This window comes from Chryseobacterium sp. JM1, assembly GCF_000737715.1.
Classification (GTDB): domain Bacteria; phylum Bacteroidota; class Bacteroidia; order Flavobacteriales; family Weeksellaceae; genus Chryseobacterium.
The window spans coordinates 621,413-642,461 of the sequence record NZ_JPRN01000002.1 but is presented as its reverse complement, the minus strand read 5'-3'; the positions used below and the strand labels follow the sequence as shown (position 1 = coordinate 642,461).

The window sequence follows — 21,049 nt, the reverse complement described above, 5'->3', positions numbered from 1 at the left end:
GCCTCTTCGGAGGTTAACTTTTTGCTATGAAGAAAAAGCACCCCCATAAAAAGAAAATTTCTTTTACAAAAAAATGGTCTGCCAAACTGCATTTGTGGTTTGGTTTGTCCGTTGGTATTATTGTTTTCATCGTTTCGCTTACCGGAACGCTGTATGTTTTTAAAGACGAAATACAGAACAGGCTGCGAAAAGAAGCCATGTATGTGAAGGAAACCACAGCATCTCCCCTTTCTATCGCTCTCCTGAAGGAAAAAGTCAGTCTGGAACTCAATGAAAAGTTTCCGGTGAATGCCGTGGAAATTTCTTTGGACAAAAATAAATCTTACCGTTTTTCTTACTATGAAAAAAATAAGAAAGGCTGGAATTATTTTGAGGAAGTTAAAATCAATAAACTGGTCTACGTAGACCAGTACACCGGAAAAATACTTGCCGTTTATAATGAAAAATACAACTTTTTCAACATTCTGAAATACATCCACTGGAGTCTTCTTCTGAACTCCGAATGGGGAAAATACGTAGTAGGAATTCCTACCGTCCTTTTTATCTTCATGCTTATCACCGGAATTGTATTATGGTGGCCGAAAAATAAGAAAGCAAGAAAAGGGCGTTTCTGGTTCAGCTGGGAAAATGTAAAAACCTGGAAGCGTAAAAACTACGATCTTCATAACGTATTAGGTTTCTATGCTTCATTTTTTGCTTTACTAATCAGCGTTACAGGAATCTATTTTGCCTATCCGTATGTAAAAAACACGTTCAATCTTGTGCTGTCAGGATCTTTGGAGCAGCCGAAAGAAAAAGAAATCAAATCTCCGGATTCTCTGATAGCTAAAAATCCCTCGGTCTATGATCTTACGGCTCAGGAAACGAGAAAACTGTATGCCCATTCTTCCAGTTTCAGAATTCCACTGAACGGAAAAAACAAAAAAGGAAAGGAATTGAAAAACATCCCGGTGACCATATACGGAGAAGAGGGACGTTTCAGCGAAAGAAATGCATTGGTGTTTGACAAATATTCAGGAAAACTGCTGGCGGAAAAACCTCATCAGAAACTGAACAACGCGGAGAAATACGCCAATGCCAATTATGACATCCACACAGGATCCTATTTTGGGCTGTTTGGAAAAATCTTATGGTTCATCACCGGACTCATCTGTACTTCACTTCCTGTCACAGGGTTTCTGGTATGGTGGGGAAAACAAAAAAAACAAGGAAAGAAAATATAATGAAAAAAGCGCTCTTATCAGCCGCATGCTTAGGCTCTGTAACTGTTTTTGCACAAGTTAAAGACAGCGTACAGACCAACAGCGTGGACGAAGTCGTCATGACTGCTTCCAGAAAAAAAGAAAGTATCAAAGAAATACCAAGCTCAGTAACCATCGTTGCCGAAAAGCAGATCCAGTCTCAGCTGACCGTTAATTCAGATATCACCAGTATTCTTCAATATACGGTTCCCAGTTTAGGAACCAACTCCGGGCAAACTTCCAACACAGGGCAGACTTTAAGAGGTCGCCAGGTCCTTGTTCTTATCGACGGAATTCCCCAGTCTACTCCACTTAGAAACGGAGCAAGAGACATCAGGTCTATTGATCCTTCAGTGATTGAAAGAATCGAAGTTATCAAAGGAGCATCATCCATCTACGGAAACGGTGCAGATGGTGGAATCATCAACTATATTACCAGAAGAAGCAAATCCGATAAAAAGATTTCAGGATTGAGCCAGATAGGCTTTACAGGCCAGGCTTATGGCGGAACTTTAGGAGTAAGAGCCAGCCAGCTTTTATCCGGAAAGGTGAATAAATTCGATTATGTTTTCTCTCTTGCCTATGAAAAAACAGGCTACATGAAGGATGCAGACGGAATAAGCCTTTCTCCTACCTACAGCACCGCAAAGATGAACAACTATAACGGAATGCTTAAAATAGGGTATGATATCAACAAAGATCAAAGGATTGAAGCTTCCTACATCGGATATTCCTCCAGATCTGACCTCAGCTTAGGACTGGTAACCGGGAAATATGGCATTAAACCAACCATTGGGGAAGGCGTAGGAAAAAATCTGGAAACGACTCCTCAGGGAACTCCTAAAAACCATAATTTCAGGATCAATTACGATAATCAAAATCTGTTCTGGGGAACCACTTCACTGAATTTCAATGCCTATATGCAGGATTTTAAGACGGTGTACGGATACAGTGACACATTCTTCGGAGGTGGACAGTCCAATGTGATCTCTAAAAAATACGGAGCCAGAATTAACTTTGACACCAAACTTTGGACCGCTCAGAATTCACAGGCTGAAATCATGTACGGAATGGATATCCTGAATGACCAAACAGTACAGAAACTGGAAGACGGCCGCTACTGGACACCGGACATGAACATGACCAACCTCGCTCCTTTCTTATTGGTTAAAGTTGATTTATTAAAGAAACTGACCATCAAAGGAGGTCTTCGCTACGAAAACATGAGCGTGAAAGCAGGTGATTTCAATACCCTTTCTTCCATTAAAAGTGACGGAACCTTTACCACAAGTATTTTCGTGACCGGAGGAAAGCTAAAATATAATGCGTTGGTAGCCAATTTAGGGGTACGTTATAATATCGAGCCTTTCCTAAACCTGTTCGGAAGTTTTTCACAGTCCTACTCTATCAACGAATTGGGAAGAATTTTGAGAACATCTACTCAGGGAACCATTCAGAATCTTGAAACAAAACCGATCATCGTGAATAACTATGAATTTGGTGCTACAGGACAGATTTCAAAATGGGTCAACTATGAGATCACTTCTTATGTAAGTACTTCAAAGCTGGGCGCTTCATTTGTACAGAGTCCGGACAGAGCATTAACCATCCAAAGATCACCGGAAATTGTTTACGGGGTTGAAGGATTTCTTCATTTTACACCTGCTAAATGGGTCAATTTCGGAGGAAGCTACAGCTGGATGGAAGGAATTACTTCCGTAAAAGATGACGGAGATTATTCAGCCAAGATCAACAATAGCAGAATTTCTGCGCCTAAAGTTCTGGCCTATGTTCAGTTCAGACCTATCCCGACATTATCTCTTGGTCTTGATATGCTGCATGCCTTTGAACAGGACAGATTCCAGCCTAATGCAAAAACAGGACTCTATGTATACGGAGAAGGTTATGTTCCTGATTATACTGTTTTCAACTTTAAAGCAAGCTACGAAGTCAATAGAAACTGGAAGGTGTCTTTAGGGGTGGAAAACGTATTCAACAAAATGTACCAGCCGGCGATTGCATGGTGGTCTGCCCGTGACAGCGAGTTCGTAAATTCATTGGGAGCGAGAGGTACCGCAATGATTGAGTATAAATTTTAATTAAACTAAATAAAAAGTAAAACTTATCTTTGTGCTACTTTGAATTGAGATATGAAGAAAAAACATCATCATAAAAATAAGCCGGGCTTCTTTAAAAAATGGTCTGCCAAACTGCATTTGTGGTTTGGTCTGGGGATTGGGTTTCTGATCTTTATCATTTCCATTACAGGAGCGCTGTACGTTTTTAAGGACGAAATAGAAAACCTGACCAGAAAGGATGTCATCTTTCACAATGAACAGAATATAGATCAGAAAAAGGTTCTTCCTATCCGACTGATGGAAAAGACCGTTGTGGAGCAGGTAAAAGAAAAATATCCGGTCCATTGGGTTAATGTTCCTATCGACAAAAAGAGATCCTATGTATTTTACTGGTACGAGCACAATACGAAAGCCTGGAATTATTTTGAAGAACTTCCGGTCTATAAGGCAGCTTATGTAAACCCTTATAACGGAAAAGTTCTAAGAGTCTATGATGAAAAGAACGGTTTTTTCAATATCGTAAAAATGATCCACTGGAGTTTCCTGTTGAAGCAGGACTGGGGACCTTATGTCGTAGGAATCCCGGTGATCATCTTCCTGATCATGCTTATTACAGGAATTGTACTTTGGTGGCCTAAAAACAAGGCGGCTAGAAAACAACGTTTCTCATTCAAATGGAAAAATATCAAAAGCTGGAAACGAAAGAATTATGACCTTCACAATATCTTAGGCTTCTATTCCTCCATCTTTGCTTTAGTCTTCACGATTACAGGACTGTTTTATGCTTACTTCGTGGTACAGGCGATGATTTATGTGATCTTCTCCGGCGGAGAGACCAAATACCCGGATTTCTCCCACATTAAAACCAAAGCTCCGATAGAATTAAGAACAGAAGGAACATTAGATAAGGTCATCAATACGGTTATTCTGAAATATCCGGATGCATTTGGCTTTGCGATTGATCTTGGCCATGCACATATGGATGACCACGAGCATCCGAACTTTGAAGTCTATGTAAAGCATCTGTCTTATTCTTACCATAAAAGCAGCAGTCTGATCTTTGATGAAAACTCAGGAGAGCTTCTTCACACCCACGATCCAAAGGACAAAAATTTTGGAGAGAAAGCAGTAAACGCCAACTACGACATCCATGTTGGAGCCATTTTAGGACTTCCTACAAAGATCATCGCATTTGTTGTCAGTCTGATCTGCGCATCACTGCCTGTGACAGGATTCATGATTTGGTGGGGAAGAAGAAAAAAGAAACCCGTAAAAACAGCATAAAAGTTTTTTAAATAAAAGTTTTGTTAATAATCCATTAATACAATCTTTTTTATAATTTTAACCCTTTAGAATTTATAAATAGAAATGTCATTAATAGATTTATCAAAACAGGTTGCTCTCGGAATTGATATCGGCGGAACCAATACAAAATTCGGAGTGGTGAACCACCGCGGTGAAGTTCTGGAAAAAGGAAATCTGAGAACTGATGAATACGAGCAGGTAGAAGACTTTATCGACGCTTTATACGAACAGGTAAAACCCCTGATCGATAAATACGGTACAGAAAAAAACTTTGACGGTATCGGGGTAGGCGCTCCGAATGCCAACTATTATAAAGGAACCATAGAACAGGCACCCAATTTACCCTGGAAGGGACTCGTTCCTTTCAGCGACCTGATGAAAGCCAAATTCGATCTTCCGTGCACCATCACCAATGATGCCAATGCGGCAGCCCTTGGGGAAATGCTTTTCGGAGCAGCACGCGGGATGAAAGATTTCATCATGATCACTTTGGGAACCGGTGTAGGCAGCGGAATTATTTCCAATGGAAGTTTGATTTACGGCCATGACGGTTTTGCAGGAGAATTGGGTCACACCATTGTAAAACCAGGCGGAAGAAAGCACTGGAGCACTGGATCTGAAGGAAGTCTGGAAGCGTATGCATCCGCAACAGGAATTGCCATCACCGCCAAAAAGATGAGAGCTGAGTTTCCTGAGTCTATGCTGAATCAATATCCTGAAGAAACCATCAACTCAAAAACGGTTCACGAATGTGCCTTGAAAGGTGACCTTATCGCTATTGAGGTGTTCAGATATACAGGACAGAAGCTAGGTGAGGCATTAGCAAATTTCGTGATGTTTTCTTCCCCTGAGGCTATCCTTTTATTTGGAGGGGTTATCAAGGCCGGAGATTTTATTTTGAAGCCTGCTAAGCTTCATATGGAAAGAAACCTTCTACCGATCTTTAGAAATAAAGTAAAATTGGTTTTCAGTGAACTTGACGAAGCCGATGCAGCCATTCTTGGAGCAAGTGCTCTTGTTTGGGAAAAATAACTGAGAAACAATATTAAAATAATAATGAAAGCATCCTTTTGAGGGTGCTTTTTTTGTTTCATACAGATTGCTAATTTCAAACAAATGGCCAAATCCGTGGATTTTTTGTTGGTTATCGCTAAGGCGCAAAGTATTTTCCTGATTCGAATGTTCTAAGGCGCAAGGATTTTATCTCCGATAAAATTGTATCCCGCTGTCATTGCGAGGAGCGCAGCGACGAAGCAATCTCATCATCATCTTACTAAAATTTTCGACTTTCCTGTGTCTTAAAAACGCTTTTTAACATACAGCCTTGCGCCATTGCGTTGATCCAACTTATCAGATTTTATATTCCTTAACAATTACAAAACAGCGTGTAAATTCTGTTTTAAATCATCGCATTTCTCACCCAAAATGAAAAACTTTTTCATACTTTTGATTGGTTTTTTACTGATTTTGTGCCATCGCTGAACAGGAAAAACCACAAATAAAATAATCAACAGACAATGGATAACAATAATTTAGAACAGATCACTTTCGGAGGTGGATGCTTCTGGTGTGTGGAAAGCTGTTTCAATATGCTTAAAGGCGTTCATTCTGCTATCTCGGGATATTCGGGTGGGCACAAAGACAATCCTACTTATGAAGAAGTATGTACAGGGGAAACCGGACATGCAGAAGTGGTACAGATTACATTTGATCCCAATATCATTTCTTATGCACAGCTGATGGAGGTATTCTTCTTCCTTCACGATCCTACGCAACTGAACAGACAGGGCAATGATATCGGAACCCAATACCGTTCTGTCATTTATTACAAAGACGAAGCTGAAAAGGCTAAAGCTGAAGAGGCCCTAAAAAAATCTGAAGCATCAGGAAAATGGCCGGGAACCTATGTAACGGAAGTTACCCAGTTTGAGAAGTTCTGGCCAGCAGAACAGTATCACCAGGGATATTATAACGTCAATCCCAACCAACCCTACTGTAGCGCCGTAGTAGGCCCGAAGATCCAGAAGTTTAAAAAACATTTTGGAGAACTGGGAATGCTGAATGACAATTAAGAATAAAAAGTTCGTCTTACAATTATGGGCGGACTTTTATATTTTTTATCAGATCATATTAAATCCGATTATTTAAATTGTTTTTAATTTTTTAATATATGTGTTTTAATTATGTAATCTGAAATTTCTTTTAATGGTTTATTATTAGTAGGATGTATTCCTGGCCTTGTAAAATATTCCAGTTTTCCGTCTGATTTGGAATACCAGATTTTACCTTCAGATTTCAACGTAATGGTATCCGGGAAAGTAATCTTTCTGAAATTCTCCAGAAGTCCTTTATCAAGTGGAATCGGTTTTCCTGTTATATTTTCATCATTACAAAAAACTTTCTGATAATGATCTTCATTCCAATACATACATTTCGCTTCAGGAACATCGCCAATCTTTGTTATTGGCTTTCCCCTATCTTTTGCATTCTCTTTTTCCCTTGGGGTCCTACCTAAAAATGTATCCTTTGATGTTATTTTAATCTCTCCTTGAATAGCTGAACTGTCTATCTTATTTTCCTGTTTTATACTTTTTTTAACATCAGATTTTTCATTCAGGGAAAAATAACCTCCAAGCAAAATTGAAGCAGCAACACCACTTGTAATTAAAATTTTTTTCAACTTAAAACCAGATGATGGCTGCTTAGCCTCTCCGAGATCATTTTCATCAATACCTCCTTTATTTTCGCCATGCAATACATCTAATTCATTATCAGGAAATTGAACATTATTAAAGTTTTCGGAATCTTCGGAATTTTTGGAATTCGGGTGATTAAAACCTTCTTCCGGGTCTGATGTTTCAATTTCAGATTCATCATGAATACTAACCTCTTCATGATCATCCTTACGTTCAGTTTCCAGCTTAATAGTTTCTGTTAAATGAGCCGCTTCTAAACCATCTTCCTGATCTGTTTCGTCTGTATGTTTCCCATCATCCGATTCTATCTGATCAAATCCAGAGGTAGCATCATACCTATTTCTATGATCATAGGGACGAGGTTCAAAATCAATAAGCCAGGATAATAACTCAATATTTTTAGCATCCGTATCGGAAGTTCTTCCTTTTAAAAAGTTACAAAGAGGCTTGAATTTATCTGTATCTATATTTCTGATACTTGCAGAATAATCTGTAGTATTATCATTAGTCTGGAAGAAAAGCCTTAGCGCTTTATTATCTTTTTCCCTGAACCTTTCTGAATATACAATCATACACTCACTCTTCAACTTGGAAGGAGTAGGTTCTGTTAAATGAAGAGAAAGCTCGCCTTCCTCTTTTTTTAATCGATAGGTTTCTATTACCCTAAGCACATAATTAGTAAACATTTCCCAAACAAATCTAATATTAATTAATCCGGAATTGCCGGAATTTCACCCGAACAATCGGAATTCCTAAAGAATCATTGGAATCTCCGGAATCTTCCTATGCATCAGTGTTTTGTAAATCTACCTTTGCCATAGAAATCAGAAACAACTCTGACTAGCTATCAGGGCAAATGTACAAAACAGATTTCATAATGATGTGATAAAGTGAGGATTAATATCTGACCTGGGAAGCAATTTTCAATTTTCACTTTAGATCATCACACTTCCCAAAAATTTAAGAAGCGCTTCTTTTTCAACAATGTGTACAGCTCGTGAAAAAATCACGAGAGGAAGAAAAACATCATCAATTTTTAAATTTTTAAGAAATGTTACAATTAATCTTAATGCTACTAGGTTTAGCATTTTCAAATAACAATACGACAGCATCAACAAGTAATAGTACCGGAAACCAATCAACAACACAGACAATTCCGGGAGAAGGGTTAGAAGGAGAAGGAAATGACACCGGAGGCAATACTGGACAAAAACCGCCGGTATCAGATCCGGGAACAAACCCATAGATTATTAGAACTGAGAGCAATGTAAATCATTGCTCTCTTTTTTGTATCTTAGAAAGAAAAACCTTGAAAAAAATTAAACTCATTACTTTATTAGCTTTTGCTTTAATGAGCTGTAAAGATGAATCCCAGAAAATTCTTGAAAAAAGCAGTTATGAAAATTTAGATAAAGCCAAACAACTAAGAATCTCTGGAAGTGTAGATTCTTCTTATGTTTATTATGCAAAGGCAAAGGAGGGATTATTAAGTCTCAATAATAAAGTTGAAACAAGCCGTGCTCTTACCAATCTTGCCATTATAGAAAACGACAAAGGGGATTTTTATGCAAGCATTGCAAGTTCTATCGAGGCTGAAAAACTATTACAAAACCAAAATGATAGCATTTCTAAAAGTATAGCATCATCCAATTATAATTCTATTGCAATCGCTTCTAAAAGTCTGAAAAACTATAAAGATGCCATTGAATATTATAATCGGGCTGTTTCTATATCTGATAATAAAGTGGATTCTTTAAAATTTTATAATAATATTGGGGACACCTACTTAGAGCAGCATGATATTAAAAATGCTAAAACATTCTTCCAAAAAGCACTACAGACCACAGACAGTATAGATTATGCACGTGCATTAAATAATTTAGCAAAAACAAAGCTTCTTGAAAATCCTGAATACAATCCTATTCCTGAATTATTACAAGCCTGGAAAATAAGAAAAAAGTCTAAAGATAACATTGGAATTAATTCAAGTCTTGCGACAATTGCAGATTATTATATCATAAAAGACAAAAACAAAGCCCTTCCTTATGCAAAAGAAATGTATAAAATTGCAACGCAGAATAAAAGTCCGGATGACAGGATCGAGGCTTTAAGTAAGCTCATAAGACTTGACCCTGACAACTATACTGAAAATTTTCATGTATACAGTTTTCTCACAGATAGCCTACACGCCGCAAGAAATAATTCTAAAAATCAGTTTGCTCTTATAAGATTTGGAAACGAAAAATTAAAAACGGAAAATATTCGTAATGAAAATCATATTTTGGGATTATCTTTTGCTCTTGGTATAGTCGTTTTAATCACTACAATCATATTGCTTTGGTATAAAAAAAGAAAAGAGATCGAGGTCACAAACACCCAGCTCAAGATGTCTAAAAAAGTTCATGATAAAGTAGCTAATAAAGTATATCATGTAATGTCCGAATTAGAAAATACACCGGATATGAATAAAGAAGCTCTTTTAGATAAACTGGAAGGAATTTATAACATTTCACGAAATATTTCGTATGAAGATAAAGATCCAATATTAGAGCAAAATTTTTCAAAACAGCTTTCACAAATGATCAAATCTTATGCTTCAGAAAATATTAAAATCCCTACCATCGGAAATGAAGAATCCTTGTGGGATGATGTCCCAGACAATACTAAAGTCGAATTATTCTACATCATTCAGGAATTGATGACCAATATGAAAAAGCACAGTCAGGCCAGCCGGGTACTTATCAATTTTGATAGGGAAAATAATTTGATTACAATTTTATATTCTGATAATGGAATAGGAATGCGCAGTATCTTGCCAAAGAATGGCGTACAAAATACGGTTATCCGTATAAATTCTGTGGGTGGAACTATTAATTTTGACACAAAAGCTGAAAAAGGATTGAAAGTAACCATCTCATTTCCTGTTAAAAATTAAGATTATGTTTAAAAAAGTACTAATAGCCGAAGATTTCGAGAGTTATAACTCTTCCGTCCAAAAAGTTCTTGAAGAATTAAAAATTGAAACTGTAGATAATGTACATTATTGTGATGATGCATTAATGAAAATTAAAAAAAGCATTCGGGAAAGCCATCCCTATGATTTACTGATTACAGACCTTTCATTTGATGCCGATTACAGAGAGCAAAAATTAACCAATGGCAGAGACCTTATCGATGCCGTTAAGATTGGTGGTTCCTCCATTAAAACCATTGTATTCTCTATAGAAAGTAGGCCGGAAATTGTAGATAATCTTTTTAAAAAACAGAATATCAATGGTTTTGTATCTAAAGGGAGAGAAGATATGAAAGAACTGAAACGCGCAATCAAAGCCATTTTTAATCATGAGAAGTATATTTCCTCTAATATTAAGGATTCTATTAAAAATAAAAATTCCTATGACTTTACAAGATTTGATAAAACCCTAATTACTTTGCTTTCCAAGGGAATGCTTCAGAAAAACATTCCTGACTATTTAAAAGAAAACAACATTAAACCATCGAGTCTCAGCAGTGTAGAGAAGTGCCTGAACAATATGAAAGAATCTTTAGGTCTTAGCAATAATGAACAGCTGATTGCTCTCTGTAAAGACTGGGGAATTATTTAATTTTCAATTCCACCTCAATAAAAACCTTTCTGATAAAGAAAGGTTTTTCTGTTTTTACGGTTATCCGTAACTGCTGATTATTAAATAGTTATATTTTTGAAGTGTTTAATAAAATAAATATTATGAAAAAATATTACGTAAACATGAAAGCTCAAAGTAATGGAGATCATGAAGTACATCATGAAGATTGCCAATATCTTCCGGACCCTTCCAATAGAAAATATCTTGGGGAATATTACTCCTGCAAAGATGCTGTAATAGAAGCAAAAAAAACTTATTCTAAGTCAAACGGCTGTAAAACGTGTTCTAAAGAATGCCACACAAGCTAAATAAAGTATATGAGCAAATTTATTATTCGCAAAAAAATAGTTCAGGAGTTCAAATTCAATCGTACAGCAGGAAGCGGGCAAAGTATGCAGCATACATCAATGATGAAACATTTAAAACCTAAAAATGGAACTCAAAATTAAACTAGAGCAATTGCATCAGAAAGTAGTAGGTTTAAAAGACCAGATCAACACTGAAGAAGCCACAAAAAATGCCTTTGTCATGCCTTTCATACAAATTTTAGGCTACGACATTTTCAACCCTACGGAAGTAATTCCTGAGCACATTTGTGATATCGGAACCAAGAAAGGAGAAAAGGTAGATTATCTGATCCGAAAAAATGATGATCCTATTTTAATTATTGAATGTAAACATTGGAAAGAAAGTGCAGACGCTCATAATTCTCAGCTGCATCGCTATTTTCATGTTTCGAAATCAAGGTTTGGAATTTTAACCAATGGTATTGTTTACAATTTTTATACAGATCTGGAAAAGCCTAATATTATGGATGAGAAACCTTTCTTCACCATTAATATTGAAGATTTGAAAGACAGTTCCATTAAAATATTAGAAAGCTTTACAAAAAAAGATTACAATTTAGAAAGCATACTGGATTCTGCGGAGGCACTGAAATACATAAAAGCAATCAGAAAAGAATTCGAAAAAGAAATTGAAACCCCTTCCGATGAGATGGTAAAACTATTGGTGGGCAGATTCTTCGAAAAACCCATGACAGCAAGCAGAATGGTTTCTTTTAAAGAGTATACGAAAAAAGCTTTAACTCTTTCTATCAATGAATCTATAAGCTTTAGGTTAAAATCTGCATTAAGCATCAATGAACAGATTGAAAAACAGGAAGAAACCGTTAAAACACTTCCGGTTGATGAAAATAATGACTCTAAAATTGTGACTACCGAAGAAGAATTGGAGGCCTTCCAAATCGCAAAAGCAATTCTAAGAGAAAGAGTTCCTTCTGAAAGGATCGCGTACAGAGATACACTATCTTATTTTGGTATTCTGCTCGATGATAATAATAGAAAGCCGCTTTGCAGATTTCATTTCAATACAGCCAATAAGTATATAGAAACATTTCATAATGGAAAAGATGCCGGTGAAAAAGTACTCTTGAACAACCTTGACGAAATATACCATTTCAAAGACCAGTTGCTTAAAACATTAGAAAACTATTAATATAGCTGGACTCACATTGCCAAACCCAAAAAAGACAGTGAACGTCGAAATAGCATTGGCAGAGTGAAAGAAGTTTGACTTAAAATATAATGTATAAAATCCATAGCCATGAAACCAATATTAATCATTACAATCATATTAAGCTTATTCTCATTGAATTCCTGCTTCAAAGCGAATGATAATATAGTACACGAAGGAAAGTGTACTGGATCTGCCAACTGCACCGCCTGTTCAAATTGTTCCAGATGTGGACATTGCAGCTCTGGTGGAACATGTGGAGTTTGCAGCAGTAGTTCTTCACGAAAAATTATTTATACCAGCCCTTCCAGAAATATTAGTCGTAAAGAAAAAAAATCTTCAAAAATCAGAAACACGACTCAATCACCACCAACATCCTCTCGAACGATTTATAGCTTTCCTATCTCTGTTGTATACTATGCAAAGGCAGAAATAGTGAATATTCGCAAAGGTCCCGGTAATGAATTTCCCGTTATAGAAAAAATAAGGCAAGGCTCAAAACTGATAAAAATTGAGCAGCACAATGACTGGATTAAAGTAAGAATAAAAAAAACAGGAACAGAGGGATTTGTTTATTATAAAGATATTAAAAACTAAAAACACTCCCCATATATCCACAAAAAAAGCGAAGATCTCTCTTCGCTTTTCTATTTTCTTATCATTTCCGTATGCGGAATATCATCTTCCAGGTATTTCTTCCCGGTATCTACAAATCCGAATTCGGAATAAAATCTTAATAAATAATCCTGTGCTGAAATCTTAATCTCAGATGTATGGAAGCGGTTTTCTATCGTTTCTACAGCATATCTGATTAATTGTCTTCCAAGATTTTTACCCCTCGCCTGCTCAGTGGTAAGAACTCTTCCGAAAGAAGTTTCATCATACTTGATTCCTTTGTCAAAAACACGGCAGTACGCAAGGATTTGTCCCTCTTCTTCCGCCCAGATGTGAATTCCTTTCTGATCATTATTGTCAAGATCAGGGTACGGGCAATTCTGTTCGATTACAAAAACATCAATACGGGCTTTCAGGATGGCATACAGCTCAGGAACCGTAAACTCATCGAAGCTTTTAATTTTCCAGATTATATTACTCATCTTCAAAATTTACACTATTATTTTTCAGGAATTCATTCGTGGTCTGAATGAAGTTCAGGATTTCATCTCCACCGGTTTTCTTTTCTGCAGAAGTTACATACAGTTCTGGAAGATCATCCCATGTTTTATGCAGCTCTTTTTTATAATTTTCTACATTTTGAATCGTAACATTCGGCTTTAGCTTATCTGCTTTCGTGAAAACAATGGAAAAAGGAATTCCGCTTTCCCCGCACCACTGGATAAATTCCAGATCGATCTTTTGTGGCGTATGTCTGGAATCTACCAAAACAAAAAGATTCACCAGATTTCTTCTGTTCAGGATGTAGTTGGTGATCAGTTTTTCAAAATCTTTTCTGATCGATTTTGAAACCTTTGCATATCCATAACCCGGTAAATCTGTCAGATACCAGTTTCCATTCACTAAAAAATGATTGATCAGCTGAGTTTTCCCCGGAGTTCCAGAAGTCTTTGCCAAGTCCTTATGATTCATCATTGCATTGATCAATGAGGATTTCCCAACATTAGACCTTCCGATAAAAGCATACTCAGGCATCGTAGGTTCAGGACATTCCTGCCATTTCCCGCTACTTTTTACAAATTCTGCCGTTTTTATAACCATTTTTGAATATTTTTTAGAAAAACAAACCATTAAGAAAAGCTCTTAATGGTTTATTATTATTTGTTTTAAACTTTATCTTTTAACCAGTTGTAGAGAATTTCATTGAACTCGTCTGGTTTTTCCATCATCGCAGCATGTCCGCATTTCTCGATCCAGAAGAGATCTGAATTTGGGATAAACTTATGCATATCTTCAGCCACTTCAGGAGGAGTTACATTATCCTGTCTTCCCCAGATCAGACATGTGGGGGTCACAATCTTCGGAAGATCATTCAGCATATTGTGTTTGATGGCGCTTCTGGCCAGCATGACCGTCTTTATCCCTTTCATTCTGTCATTCACTACAGAGAAAACCTCGTCTACAAGATCTTCTGTAGCGATAGCCGGGTCATAAAAAACCTCTTCCGTCTTCTTCCTTATATAGGAACGGTCGTTTTTTCTCGGGAAGCTATCCCCGAAAGTTCTTTCATACAATCCCGAACTTCCTGTTAAAACAAGATTCTTTACCAGATCCGGTCTTGCCAAAGTCATAATAAGCCCCACATGACCACCCATAGAGTTTCCTACAATGGTGACAGGTTCGGCAATATGGCTCTCTATAAACTTGATAATATATTTTGCAAGGGTCGTAAGATTCGTATTGAGTACCGGCAGATCGTAGATAGGCAACTGAGGAACATATACCTTGAACCCCTTATCCGAAAAAAAATCTACCATCTTATCGAAATTACTCAAACCACCCATTAAACCGTGCAACAGCACCAATGGATGTCCTTCTCCCGCCTCTATAAAAGTATATTTCTTTTCTTTTTTTGTACTAAATATCATAAAATGCCTTAATAAAGCTCTGCAAAAATACAAATTAAACCTCAAAAAAATTTTGATTACCCTAATTTAAAGTAAAAATAATATAATATCCCCCTTTTTATTGACTTTTTTCAAAACCCCTTTACTATGGCCTGAATAATAGTTTTTACAACACCCAAAATATCAAAGACTTACCCCTATGAAATTGAATCTTTAATAAAACTTATTAACATTAAGTCAAAAAGTGGGAAAAAGTGGGAAATTTTGGAAATTATTATATAAATTTGTCCCAAATGAAAAGTTTCATTGGAACATATGAGTGTAAAATTGACGACAAAGGCCGGTTAAAAGTTCCCTCCTCCCTGATCAAACAGATGGAAAACTTCGACGATAAGGCGTTTGTAGTCAAGAGATCTGTGTTCCAACCTTGCCTCGAAGTTTATCCCATGAATGCGTGGGACCAACTGATGGGCAAAATTAATAAACTAAACAGATTCATTAAAAAGAATGCTGATTTCATTCGAATGTTTACGGCAGGGGTAAAAACAGTAGAACTGGACAATGCAGGAAGACTTCAGATTTCAAAAGATCTGGTGACGTTTGCAAACCTTCAGAAAGACACGGTGATTACCAGCGCAGGAGAGCTTTTTGAAATTTGGGATAAAGAAGCCTATGAAAAGGTGATCTCTACCAACGAAGCTGATTTTGCGAGCCTGGCCGAAGATGTGATGGGCGCTTTCGATGAAGAATAAACCGCGCTTGCTGTAAAAGGCAAGGTAAAAAACACAATTAAGTATGTACCACAACCCCGTTTTATTGAAGCAGAGCGTTGATGATTTGGTGACGAATCCTGACGGAATATACGTGGACTGCACTTTTGGAGGAGGAGGCCACTCAAGAGAAATTCTGAGCAGACTTTCAGAGAAGGGGAAACTTTTTAGTTTCGACCAAGATCTGGATGCCCTTAAAAATACAATAGATGATCCCAGATTTACGCTGGTGAATCAGAATTTCAGGTTTCTGGAAAATTCCATGCTGATGTATGGGATTTCTAACGTAGACGGCGTATTGGCCGATCTTGGTGTTTCATCCCATCAGTTTGATGAGGCGGAAAGAGGCTTCTCTACCAGAAACAATGCACCTCTGGATATGAGAATGAACGTCATGCAGAGTCTTGATGCCAAGAGAGTGATCAATGAATATGAAGAAACAGAACTTGCCGATATCTTTTACCACTACGGAGAACTGAGAGAAGCAAGAAAACTGGCAAGAGACATCGTTCATCACAGAAAAACAAAGACCATCACCACCACTGAGGATTTGAAAAAGCTTTTCAGCTATCTTCCGCCTCATAAGGTGAATAAATTTTATGCTCAGCTTTTCCAGGCGATAAGAATAGAAGTCAACCAGGAGCTGGAAGCATTGAAAGAAATGCTGGTTCAGGCACTGAATGTCTTAAGACCGGAAGGAAGACTTGTTGTGATCTCTTACCATTCACTGGAAGACCGGCTGGTAAAAAGGTTCCTTAAAAACGGAATGTTTGAAGGCGAACAGCAGAGAGATATCTACGGAAATTATAAAAAGGTCTTTGAATTGCTTAAGAGTAAAGCGATCATCCCGGATGATAAAGAGATTGAGGAAAACTCAAGAGCACGAAGCGCAAAAATGAGAACAGGAATTAAAGTATAAAAGTGAATGGTGACAAGCAAAGCGAATTCACTTTAAACAATTTGACATAAAAAAACTTTGGCAAAACGAACAACAAATCGCCCTCAGAAGAAACTCACTTTTATAGACATTATAAAAGGGAATTTTCTGAACCGTGATGAGATCAAAACTCATTACAAGTATTTTTTGCTGTTGTTCATTCTGATGATGGCCATGATTTACAGCAATCACCTGGTCAACAAAAAGATCAAAATTGTCAATGCTTTAAAAGAAGAAACTGAAGAATACAAATCGAGAAACGCTTACGCCCAGAGTAAGCTGATCAAAGTAAAAATGGAATCGCAACTGGGGAAGGAAGTAGCAAAGGACTCACTGATGACTTTGGAAAACCATCCTCATAAACTGCTAATAAAACTAGACAGTACAGATGCAAAAACAAAATGAATACGATAACAAACGTAAAAAGACGTTAAGATGGGGCTACCTGTTCGCAGTGGGAGCTCTGTGCGTATTTGTGATGTTTCTTGCGAGAATTGTAATCCTGCAAAACACTAACGTTCAGGAAATTAAAGACGATTACATTAATAAAAACTACCGCGAAGCCACTTTGAAGGCTGCCCGTGGAAACCTCTTTGCTTCCGACGGATCTATTCTTGCCACAACGGTAATGCGCTATGACATCTATCTTGATTTTAAAACAATGAAAGATACGATCTACAGCAACAATATCGGGGCGCTGACAGATTCATTAAGCAAAATGTTCGGAAAATCCAGAGGAGAATTCAGACAGAAATTTGACGAGCAGAAGAAAAAGAAAAACCAGTACTATACTTTGGTAAAAGGCCTTGATTTCGACCAATACGACAGAATCAGGAACTTCCCTATCTTCAAAAAAGGGAAAAACAAAGGAGGTTTTATCGTAGACAGAAATTATAAGAGAGAACTTGCCACTTCTGAAATTGGTGCCGGAACCATCGGTATCGATAATGGAGAAGTAAAAGCCGGTCTGGAAGGCGCTTTCTCAAAATATCTTACCGGAACAGACGGAAGAAGACTGGAACAAAGAATCAATTCATCACAATGGAAACCTATTGATTACTGGAAAGTAAAAGAACCGGTGGATGGTGAAGATGTATATACTACTTTAGACCTTAGAATTCAGGATATTGCACACTCTGCATTAGAGAAGCAGCTGATCACCTATGAAGCCAAACACGGAACGGTGATCGTCATGGAAACAGAAACCGGAAAAGTACGTGCTCTGGTTAATCTGAGAAGAACAGAGTCCGGAGAATACGAAGATTCTTACAACTACGCTCTAAAAGATAATATCGAGCCGGGTTCTACTTTTAAAACCATCTCTCTTTTGGCAGCAATGGATGATGGATTTATCGATGAAAACACAACCGTAGACGTAGGAAACGGAGTCTGGACCTATGCAAAACAGAGAATCTCAGACGGCCACGGCGGAGGAACTTACGATATCAGTGATGTTTTAGCCAAATCAAGTAACGTGGGAACTGCAAAACTGATTACAAAGTATTACGCAGAAAAACCACAAATCTTCCTTGACCACCTGAAAAGATGGAAATTATTCGATAAAATGGATATTGAACTTCCGGGAATCACAAAACCGAAGATCGTAACCCCACAAAATAAGCGATGGAATGCCGCAACACTGGCTTCTATTTCTTACGGATATTCCTCAAACATCAACCTGCTACAGTTAACAACCTTCTATAACGGGGTTGCTAACGGCGGTAAAATGCTTAAACCCCTGTTCATCGATAAGATCATGAAAGACGGTAAAGTAATGTATAGTGCAAAACCGGAAGTGATAGTCAATAAAATGGCCTCAGAAAAAGCCATCAAAATGATGACCAACGCACTGACGAAAGCCGTAGAAAAAGGAACCGGACGAAGCATCTTCACCCCGAACCTTAAAATGGCAGGAAAAACAGGAACCGCAAGATTTGAATACTGGCTTCCTGGTCCCATGAAATACCGAGCATCATTCGCAGGATTTTACCCGGCAGATCATCCCAAATACACGTGTTATGTGATGATCAGTGAGCCTAATACGGCCATCGGGTTTTACGGAGGTCCCGTGTCAGCGCCGGTGTTTAAGGAAATTGCAGGAAAAACATTCCTGAAAACGCCTCAGAATATAGAAAAAGAAATGCTGGTAGACAGAAAGGTGAATCTAAGCAAAATGGTAGAACCCAATGTCAAAGTAGCAGTCAACAATAAACAGATGCCGAATGTAGTCGGTCTCATTGGTAAAAATGTAATTCCTCAATTGGAAAACCTAGGTTACCGTATTGATTATAAAGGTGTAGGAAGGATTAAAGAGCAGTTTCCTCTGGAAGGCACCATAATCAGCAAGAACCAGAGAATTTATTTGTCTCTGCAGAATTAAAATAGAAAACCCAGTCCCAAAGGGACGATTTAACAAAGGACAGGAAAAATTCCTGTCAAATATAAAATGATAATAACAGAATTATTAAAAAGAATCCCAGTTTTAGAAATTCACGGCGACGATGCCCGTGACATCTCAGAATTGGTTTTCGACAGCAGAAAGATCACGGAAAACTCATTGTACGTAGCAGTGAGAGGCACCGTTGCAGACGGACATTCATACATTGCATCATCTGTTGAAAAAGGTGCAAAAGCAGTGGTTTGCGAAGAATTTCCTGAAACATTGAATGAAGATGTAACCTATATTAAGGTGAAAGACTCATCTCAGACTTTGGGACATCTGGCATCCAACTTTTACGGAAATCCATCTCAGAAACTTAAATTAATAGGAGTTACCGGAACCAATGGAAAAACGTCTGTATCTACCCTTCTTTTTGATGTATTCAAAAATTTAGGATATGATTCTGCACTTCTTTCCACGGTGGAGATCAGAATTGCGGATGAAATCATTCCTGCAACTCATACGACTCCTGATGTAATTACCATCAATAAAATATTAGCCGAGGCGGTTGAAAAAGGCTGTGAATTCGCTTTCATGGAGGTAAGCTCCCATGGAATTGCACAGAACAGGATTGAAGGTCTGCATTTCAAAATTGCAGGATTCACCAACCTTACTCACGATCACCTGGATTATCATAAAACATTCGACGAATATCTTAAAACCAAGAAAAGGTTTTTCGATGGACTTGAAGATACTGCCGTAGCCATCACTAATGTTGATGACAAAAACGGAATGGTGATGCTTCAGAATACAAAAGCTAAGAAAAAGTCTTACGCTCTGAAGACCATGGCAGATTATCACGGAAAATCTTTAGAAATTGATTTCAACGGAATGCTGCTGAATTTCAACGGAAAAGAATTCTGGACGACATTGACGGGAAGATTCAATGTGTACAATTTACTGCTGGTTTTCGGAATCGCAACAGAACTTGGTTTTGAGCAGGATGAAATTTTGCAGGCGATCAGCAAGCTGAAAAGAGTTTCGGGAAGATTTGAAACCTTCAAATCAGATGGCGGAATTTTCTTCATCGTGGATTATGCTCATACGCCGGATGCTTTGGAAAACATTCTGGACAGCATTAATGACATCAGAACCAAAAACGAAAGACTGATCACCGTTTTCGGATGCGGAGGCGACAGAGATCACTCCAAAAGACCTGAAATGGGAAATATTGCCACCAGAAAATCAACGCTGGCCATCATCACTTCAGACAATCCGAGAACAGAAGATCCTGCACAGATCATTAAAGAAATTGAAGCAGGTGTTGAATCTCAAAACTTCAGCAAATACACTTCAATTCCGGACAGAAAAGAAGCCATTAAAATGGCGATTAAGTTTGCAGAGCCTAAAGATATTGTTTTAGTAGCCGGAAAAGGCCACGAAACCTATCAGGATATTAATGGTGTTAAACATCATTTTGACGACAAAGAAACGATCAACGAACTTTGGAAGTTAATGAGTAAATAAAGAAGATTAAAAGATTCAATTCATTTAAAGATTTAAAAATTTGATGATGACCAAAAATTTTGAAAATTTCCCTGTTTACATCAAGAGCTTAGATTTAATTGAAAAAGTGTATCAATTTCTCAGAAGTGAGAATTTAGAACGAGAATTTGAATTTAATAATCAAATAAAAAGAGCCGGATTTTCAATATCCAACAATATTGCAGAAGGTTCAGAATATAATAACAACAGACAGTTTATTAAATATTTAAAAATTGCAAAAGGCAGTTGTGCCGAAGTTAGAAGTATGATGATTGTAAGTAAAAGATTAAAATTAGGAGACGAAAATAAAGCTGAGGAAATCATTAATCTTTCACGGAAAGTTTCTTCTAATATTTCAAACTTTATTAAGTATTTAAGTGAAAATATGGAGAAGCCCCATCTTTAAATCTTTAAATAAATTAAATTTTTAAATT

At 37.3% G+C, this 21,049-nt stretch carries 21 protein-coding genes; 17 read left to right on the top strand and 4 right to left on the bottom strand.

Going from position 1 to position 21,049, the window contains the following annotated elements; translation table 11 throughout:
• The first annotated feature begins 26 nt into the window (after positions 1-26).
• The 5 genes from IW22_RS05175 (at position 27) to msrA (ending at position 6,696) form a co-directional block, all read left to right on the top strand.
• Positions 27-1,223, top strand: a complete 1,197-nt coding sequence (locus IW22_RS05175; protein WP_034724628.1) for a PepSY-associated TM helix domain-containing protein — start codon at positions 27-29, stop codon at positions 1,221-1,223.
• Positions 1,223-3,340, top strand: a complete 2,118-nt coding sequence (locus tag IW22_RS05170) for a TonB-dependent receptor (protein ID WP_034724766.1) — start codon at positions 1,223-1,225, stop codon at positions 3,338-3,340. Before IW22_RS05175 ends, IW22_RS05170 begins: the two co-directional genes overlap by 1 nt.
• Before the next feature lie 51 nt (positions 3,341-3,391).
• Positions 3,392-4,603 (top strand): PepSY-associated TM helix domain-containing protein, encoded by a 1,212-nt coding sequence (locus tag IW22_RS05165; protein ID WP_034724627.1) that lies wholly within the window; start codon positions 3,392-3,394, stop codon positions 4,601-4,603.
• Between the two features lie 84 nt (positions 4,604-4,687).
• Positions 4,688-5,656, top strand: coding sequence for an ROK family protein (locus tag IW22_RS05160; RefSeq protein WP_034724626.1), 969 nt, complete (start codon positions 4,688-4,690; stop codon positions 5,654-5,656).
• 485 nt (positions 5,657-6,141) lie between these two features.
• Positions 6,142-6,696: a peptide-methionine (S)-S-oxide reductase MsrA gene (gene msrA, locus IW22_RS05155; RefSeq protein ID WP_034724625.1), complete on the top strand. Its 555-nt coding sequence runs from the start codon at positions 6,142-6,144 to the stop codon at positions 6,694-6,696.
• A gap of 83 nt (positions 6,697-6,779) precedes the next feature.
• Here the strand turns inward: msrA and IW22_RS05150 are convergent, their stop codons facing one another.
• Positions 6,780-8,006: a hypothetical protein gene (locus IW22_RS05150; RefSeq protein WP_034724623.1), complete on the bottom strand. Its 1,227-nt coding sequence runs from the start codon at positions 8,004-8,006 to the stop codon at positions 6,780-6,782.
• 383 nt (positions 8,007-8,389) lie between these two features.
• Between IW22_RS05150 and IW22_RS24225 the strand changes: the two genes are divergently transcribed.
• From IW22_RS24225 to IW22_RS23955, 6 genes are all read left to right on the top strand, one after another.
• Positions 8,390-8,566 (top strand): hypothetical protein, encoded by a 177-nt coding sequence (locus IW22_RS24225; protein WP_228383997.1) that lies wholly within the window; start codon positions 8,390-8,392, stop codon positions 8,564-8,566.
• A gap of 63 nt (positions 8,567-8,629) precedes the next feature.
• The gene (locus IW22_RS05145) at positions 8,630-10,255 is read left to right on the top strand and encodes a tetratricopeptide repeat protein (RefSeq protein ID WP_131401687.1); all 1,626 of its coding nucleotides are present in this window, start codon (positions 8,630-8,632) and stop codon (positions 10,253-10,255) included.
• Positions 10,256-10,259: 4 nt separating this feature from the next.
• A complete protein-coding gene (locus IW22_RS05140; RefSeq protein ID WP_034724622.1) occupies positions 10,260-10,925 on the top strand; it encodes a response regulator in 666 nt (221 codons plus the stop codon).
• A 122-nt stretch (positions 10,926-11,047) separates the two neighbouring features.
• Positions 11,048-11,254, top strand: a complete 207-nt coding sequence (locus tag IW22_RS05135; RefSeq protein WP_034724621.1) for a hypothetical protein — start codon at positions 11,048-11,050, stop codon at positions 11,252-11,254.
• 124 nt (positions 11,255-11,378) lie between these two features.
• A complete protein-coding gene (locus IW22_RS05130) occupies positions 11,379-12,443 on the top strand; it encodes a type I restriction endonuclease (RefSeq protein ID WP_034724620.1) in 1,065 nt (354 codons plus the stop codon).
• A gap of 108 nt (positions 12,444-12,551) precedes the next feature.
• Entirely contained in the window at positions 12,552-13,058 is a 507-nt protein-coding gene (locus IW22_RS23955; protein WP_081873891.1) for an SH3 domain-containing protein, read from the top strand.
• 50 nt (positions 13,059-13,108) lie between these two features.
• On the opposite strand, the gene IW22_RS05120 is transcribed toward IW22_RS23955, so the two are convergent.
• The 3 genes from IW22_RS05120 to IW22_RS05110 form a co-directional block, all read right to left on the bottom strand.
• Positions 13,109-13,558 carry a GNAT family N-acetyltransferase gene (locus IW22_RS05120; protein WP_034724619.1) on the bottom strand — a complete coding sequence of 150 codons (450 nt, stop codon included), beginning with the start codon at positions 13,556-13,558 and terminating at the stop codon, positions 13,109-13,111.
• Positions 13,551-14,177 carry a ribosome biogenesis GTP-binding protein YihA/YsxC gene (gene yihA, locus IW22_RS05115; protein ID WP_034724762.1) on the bottom strand — a complete coding sequence of 209 codons (627 nt, stop codon included), beginning with the start codon at positions 14,175-14,177 and terminating at the stop codon, positions 13,551-13,553. The genes IW22_RS05120 and yihA overlap by 8 nt, the downstream gene beginning before the upstream one ends.
• Positions 14,178-14,242: 65 nt before the next feature.
• Entirely contained in the window at positions 14,243-15,004 is a 762-nt protein-coding gene (locus tag IW22_RS05110) for an alpha/beta fold hydrolase (RefSeq protein ID WP_034724618.1), read from the bottom strand.
• Positions 15,005-15,276: 272 nt separating this feature from the next.
• On the opposite strand from IW22_RS05110, the gene mraZ reads away from it, so the two are divergent.
• From mraZ to IW22_RS05080, 6 genes are all read left to right on the top strand, one after another.
• The gene (gene mraZ / locus IW22_RS05105; RefSeq protein WP_034724617.1) at positions 15,277-15,735 is read left to right on the top strand and encodes a division/cell wall cluster transcriptional repressor MraZ; all 459 of its coding nucleotides are present in this window, start codon (positions 15,277-15,279) and stop codon (positions 15,733-15,735) included.
• A gap of 43 nt (positions 15,736-15,778) precedes the next feature.
• Entirely contained in the window at positions 15,779-16,672 is an 894-nt protein-coding gene (gene rsmH, locus IW22_RS05100) for a 16S rRNA (cytosine(1402)-N(4))-methyltransferase RsmH (protein ID WP_034724616.1), read from the top strand.
• Between the two features lie 57 nt (positions 16,673-16,729).
• On the top strand, positions 16,730-17,095 hold the full coding sequence (locus IW22_RS05095; RefSeq protein WP_034701184.1) for an FtsL-like putative cell division protein: 366 nt from the start codon (positions 16,730-16,732) through the stop codon (positions 17,093-17,095).
• Positions 17,079-19,070, top strand: coding sequence for a penicillin-binding transpeptidase domain-containing protein (locus IW22_RS05090; RefSeq protein ID WP_034724615.1), 1,992 nt, complete (start codon positions 17,079-17,081; stop codon positions 19,068-19,070). Before IW22_RS05095 ends, IW22_RS05090 begins: the two co-directional genes overlap by 17 nt.
• Before the next feature lie 66 nt (positions 19,071-19,136).
• Complete coding sequence (locus tag IW22_RS05085) at positions 19,137-20,597, top strand: UDP-N-acetylmuramoyl-L-alanyl-D-glutamate--2,6-diaminopimelate ligase (protein ID WP_034724614.1); 1,461 nt, start codon at positions 19,137-19,139, stop codon at positions 20,595-20,597.
• 43 nt (positions 20,598-20,640) lie between these two features.
• Complete coding sequence (locus IW22_RS05080; RefSeq protein WP_228383996.1) at positions 20,641-21,021, top strand: four helix bundle protein; 381 nt, start codon at positions 20,641-20,643, stop codon at positions 21,019-21,021.
• Positions 21,022-21,049: the final 28 nt, after the last annotated feature.

What these genes read in the sequence shown, in the direction of transcription:
- yihA (WP_034724762.1), bottom strand. Translation starts at nt 14,177, where the DNA reads ATGGTTATAAAAACGGCAGAATTTGTAAAAAGTAGCGGGAAATGGCAG.
- IW22_RS05140 (WP_034724622.1), top strand. Translation starts at nt 10,260, where the DNA reads ATGTTTAAAAAAGTACTAATAGCCGAAGATTTCGAGAGTTATAACTCT.
- IW22_RS05090 (WP_034724615.1), top strand. Translation starts at nt 17,079, where the DNA reads ATGCAAAAACAAAATGAATACGATAACAAACGTAAAAAGACGTTAAGA.
- IW22_RS05165 (WP_034724627.1), top strand. Translation starts at nt 3,392, where the DNA reads ATGAAGAAAAAACATCATCATAAAAATAAGCCGGGCTTCTTTAAAAAA.
- IW22_RS05150 (WP_034724623.1), bottom strand. Translation starts at nt 8,006, where the DNA reads ATGTTTACTAATTATGTGCTTAGGGTAATAGAAACCTATCGATTAAAA.
- IW22_RS05080 (WP_228383996.1), top strand. Translation starts at nt 20,641, where the DNA reads ATGATGACCAAAAATTTTGAAAATTTCCCTGTTTACATCAAGAGCTTA.
- IW22_RS05110 (WP_034724618.1), bottom strand. Translation starts at nt 15,004, where the DNA reads ATGATATTTAGTACAAAAAAAGAAAAGAAATATACTTTTATAGAGGCG.
- IW22_RS05085 (WP_034724614.1), top strand. Translation starts at nt 19,137, where the DNA reads ATGATAATAACAGAATTATTAAAAAGAATCCCAGTTTTAGAAATTCAC.
- IW22_RS05160 (WP_034724626.1), top strand. Translation starts at nt 4,688, where the DNA reads ATGTCATTAATAGATTTATCAAAACAGGTTGCTCTCGGAATTGATATC.
- rsmH (WP_034724616.1), top strand. Translation starts at nt 15,779, where the DNA reads ATGTACCACAACCCCGTTTTATTGAAGCAGAGCGTTGATGATTTGGTG.
- IW22_RS24225 (WP_228383997.1), top strand. Translation starts at nt 8,390, where the DNA reads ATGCTACTAGGTTTAGCATTTTCAAATAACAATACGACAGCATCAACA.
- IW22_RS05135 (WP_034724621.1), top strand. Translation starts at nt 11,048, where the DNA reads ATGAAAAAATATTACGTAAACATGAAAGCTCAAAGTAATGGAGATCAT.
- IW22_RS23955 (WP_081873891.1), top strand. Translation starts at nt 12,552, where the DNA reads ATGAAACCAATATTAATCATTACAATCATATTAAGCTTATTCTCATTG.
- IW22_RS05130 (WP_034724620.1), top strand. Translation starts at nt 11,379, where the DNA reads ATGGAACTCAAAATTAAACTAGAGCAATTGCATCAGAAAGTAGTAGGT.
- IW22_RS05175 (WP_034724628.1), top strand. Translation starts at nt 27, where the DNA reads ATGAAGAAAAAGCACCCCCATAAAAAGAAAATTTCTTTTACAAAAAAA.
- IW22_RS05120 (WP_034724619.1), bottom strand. Translation starts at nt 13,558, where the DNA reads ATGAGTAATATAATCTGGAAAATTAAAAGCTTCGATGAGTTTACGGTT.
- mraZ (WP_034724617.1), top strand. Translation starts at nt 15,277, where the DNA reads ATGAAAAGTTTCATTGGAACATATGAGTGTAAAATTGACGACAAAGGC.
- msrA (WP_034724625.1), top strand. Translation starts at nt 6,142, where the DNA reads ATGGATAACAATAATTTAGAACAGATCACTTTCGGAGGTGGATGCTTC.
- IW22_RS05170 (WP_034724766.1), top strand. Translation starts at nt 1,223, where the DNA reads ATGAAAAAAGCGCTCTTATCAGCCGCATGCTTAGGCTCTGTAACTGTT.